General features: G+C 53.1%; 5 protein-coding genes and 1 pseudogene (1 of these 6 running past the window's edge). All 6 read left to right on the plus strand.

What is annotated here, in order from left to right:
• Positions 1–335, plus strand: a pseudogene (gene ruvC / locus H5U36_09140) (crossover junction endodeoxyribonuclease RuvC) (it extends 161 nt beyond the left edge of the window).
• Positions 328–918, plus strand: a complete 591-nt coding sequence (locus tag H5U36_09145; protein MBC7218279.1) for a hypothetical protein — start codon at positions 328–330, stop codon at positions 916–918. Before ruvC ends, H5U36_09145 begins: the two are co-directional and overlap by 8 nt.
• The gene (gene ruvB, locus H5U36_09150) at positions 915–1,880 is read left to right on the plus strand and encodes a Holliday junction branch migration DNA helicase RuvB (protein MBC7218280.1); all 966 of its coding nucleotides are present in this window, start codon (positions 915–917) and stop codon (positions 1,878–1,880) included. Before H5U36_09145 ends, ruvB begins: the two co-directional genes overlap by 4 nt.
• Positions 1,870–2,442 carry an epoxyqueuosine reductase QueH gene (locus tag H5U36_09155; protein MBC7218281.1) on the plus strand — a complete coding sequence of 191 codons (573 nt, stop codon included), beginning with the start codon at positions 1,870–1,872 and terminating at the stop codon, positions 2,440–2,442. The genes ruvB and H5U36_09155 overlap by 11 nt, the downstream gene beginning before the upstream one ends.
• The gene (locus H5U36_09160) at positions 2,403–2,633 is read left to right on the plus strand and encodes a DUF2905 domain-containing protein (protein ID MBC7218282.1); all 231 of its coding nucleotides are present in this window, start codon (positions 2,403–2,405) and stop codon (positions 2,631–2,633) included. Before H5U36_09155 ends, H5U36_09160 begins: the two co-directional genes overlap by 40 nt.
• 1 nt (position 2,634) lies before the next feature.
• Positions 2,635–3,141, plus strand: a 507-nt coding sequence (locus H5U36_09165) for a hypothetical protein (protein MBC7218283.1), incomplete at its 3' end; no start/stop codon positions are given.

Genomic DNA, 3,141 nt, shown 5'->3' on the forward strand with positions numbered 1-3,141 from the left:
AGGACTTAGAAGCTCTTTTTGTAACGCATGCTCCCCAGGAGGTAGCGGTTGAGGAGCTCTTTTTCAACCGGAATGTGAAGACGGCTTTTTCCGTGGGTGAAGCCCGCGGGGTTGTGCTCCTTTGTGCTGCTCTCCATGAAGTACCGGTGTACGAGTATACCCCTCTTGAGGTGAAACAAGCCGTTGTAGGGTACGGAAGAGCCACGAAGTCTCAGGTTGCGTACATGGTGCGTCAGATTCTCCAGTGTGAGCAGATTCCCGGTCCAGATGATGTTGCCGATGCCCTGGCGGTCGCGGTATGCCATGCTTTTCACCTGAGGGTTCGTAATGTTTGAGTACATTCGGGGAAAGGTCCAAAAAAAAGAGAAAGACGAGTGGGTTCTTGAGGTTGGAGGTTTTGCGTTTCGCCTTCGGGTTACTCCTTTCGTGCAACCAGGGGAAGAGGGAGAGGAACGGTGTTTTCTCATACGTTCCTTTCTCAAAGAGAGTGGAGAATTCGTCCTCTACGGGTTTGAGGATGAAAAAGAACGGCGAATTTTCGATAGCCTCCGAGAAGTTCGAGGAATAAACCATCGTACCGCCTTCAAGATTCTCTCCCGCCTTCACTGGAGAGAACTCATTCGCTATATCCTTGAAGAGGATGCGCGGGCTCTTGAGGAGAAGGGGGGAATAAGCACCAAAACTGCCAAGCGCCTCGTGGTGGAGCTTCGTCCTCTCCTCATTGAAGCAGGTTTTGCGGCAGTATCACCCCGCAGCACGGTCTTTGAGGAAGCCAAGGAGGTGCTCTTCCGCCTTGGGTACACACCTCAGGAGGTCAACCCAGTCATGGCGCGCCTTTCTGAGGAGGTCGACCGTCGGAACTTAGATGTTGAGGATATCATCAAACAAGCCCTTATGCGATTGGGAGGGCGAGGATGAGGCGAGAGGATGAAGCTCTCCGTCCCCGATCCCTTGATGAGTTCATTGGCCAGAAGACCGTGGTGACTCATCTTCGGGTCTACATTCAGGCTGCTCGTCTACGGAACGAGCCCCTGGACCATGTGCTCTTCTACGGACCTCCCGGTCTTGGGAAAACGACCCTTGCCCACGTTATTGCCTGCGAGATGCAGAAGAACATTCGCTGTCTCTCAGGGCCACTTTTTGTTCGCCCCGGGGACCTCGCAGCAGTTCTTACGACGGTTGCTCCGGGAGATGTGGTGTTCATCGACGAAATTCATCGTCTTCCCAAGCAGTGCGAGGAAATCCTGTACGGAGCGATGGAGGATTTTACCCTTCATGTGCTCGTGGGGAAGGGTCCTGCCGCTCGGGATGTGGCCATTCATCTTCCCCCCTTTACCCTTGTGGGAGCGACCACACGGGTGAGCCTTCTCAGTGCCCCCCTGAGGAACCGTTTTGGGATTATAGAACGGTTGGACTTCTACGCCGATGAGGAGATCGCCCTTATTGTCCAGCGGGCAGCGCACCTTCTTGGGGTGGGCATAGATGAGGAAGCGGCTTTAGCGATTGCTCGTCGTTCCCGAGGAACCCCTCGGGTGGCGAATCGTCTCCTCCGCCGGGTGCGGGACTTTGCTGAGGTTATGGGAGAGCAGTACCTCACACGGGAAGTTGTCGAGAGGGCTTTCGAAGAACTCGGAGTGGACGCCTTTGGTCTTACAAAGATGGACCGAAGATTCCTGAGAGCACTCCTTGAAGAGTATGCAGGAGGACCGGTGGGGATTGAGAGTCTCGCGATGGTTCTTGGGGAAGATCCAGATACCCTTGAGGAAGTCTATGAGCCGTTCCTTGTCAAGATGGGTTTTGTGACTCGAACCAAGCGAGGGAGAATGCTCACTCCTTCTGGCCGAGAGTACCTGCGCAAGGTGGTCCTCCATGAAGGGTAAGCTTGCCCTCCATACCTGCTGCGCACCCTGTGCAACCTACGTGAATCGTTTTTTCGCGGAGCAAGGTTTTGAGGTAGTTAATGTTTTCTATAACCCCAATATTCATCCTGTGGATGAGTACGAGCGTCGCCGGGTCACGCTGGAGGAGTACATTGCAAGAGTAGGAGGAACGCTCTGTACCCCCTTTCCGTACGATCCTCGGGAATTTTTTGCGCTCTCTCCAGACCTTGCAAAGCGCTGCTCCCTGTGCTACAGTTTGCGCCTTTGGCGTGTTGCTCTTTGGGCAAAGGAGAGAGGCTTTTCGGCTTTTAGCACGACTCTCACCATCAGTCCGTACCAGGATGTGGCTGCTCTCCTTGAAGCGGGGGAACGCATTGGAAAAGAAGCTGGTATTCCTTTCGTGGGGGTAGACTTTCGACCTCATTTCCCCGAGAGTGTAAGGATTGCGAAAGAACTGGGTCTGTACCGGCAGAAGTACTGTGGGTGTATCATGAGTTACTGGGAAGGGGTGAAGAAGAGAATATGGAAATCTCGTACTGGGCAAAAGTCTTCATCTTCATAGGATGCATTTTTATCCTCGTAGGTCTTTTCCTCTTCGCCCTCCCCCACATTCCTGGCTTGAGCCGCCTTGGGCGTCTCCCGGGGGACATCGTGTACCGGAGGGGAAATTTTGTTTTCTACTTTCCCCTCATGACCTCTCTTCTTGTGAGTCTTTTTTTGACCCTCATTCTCACCCTTCTCTTGAGGCGGTAGGATGAGGGTACCTTGGCTTTTCCTTGCCGCCTGGGTTCTCGTTTTGGGAGTTCTTCTTCTTGGAGGAGAGGGGAGAGGAAAAGACATTGAAGTTCGGGTTCTCCTTTCCCGAACCCAGGGAGAGATTTCGTGCTCTTCTCCTTGGGGGCTTGAAGTGCGGCTTGGAAAGCGGGTCTTTACCATTCCTTCTCGTCGATCTGTTTCCTTTCTCTTTTCTCCTTCTGGTGTTCTCTGGAAAGAGAAAAGTATTGCGGCACCCGTGGTGACTGTTCGTCCCAAAGGAGAAGTGGTGTACTTCGGGAAGCGTCCGTACCGGGGATACCTTGAGATTCGCAAGAAAAAAGAAAACCTCGAAGTGATTAACGTTCTCTCCCTTGAGGACTACCTCAAAGGAACGGCAAAACTTGAGGCAAATCCTTCCTGGCCAGAAGAGGCCCTGAAAGCCTGGATTGTCGTTGCCCGGACGTATGCACTCAAAAATCTTGGTCGGCACAGGGAGGAAGGATTC

Origin of the sequence: Candidatus Caldatribacterium sp. (genome assembly GCA_014359405.1) — a bacterium.
In the GTDB taxonomy this organism is placed as follows: domain Bacteria; phylum Atribacterota; class Atribacteria; order Atribacterales; family Caldatribacteriaceae; genus Caldatribacterium; species Caldatribacterium oleiphilum.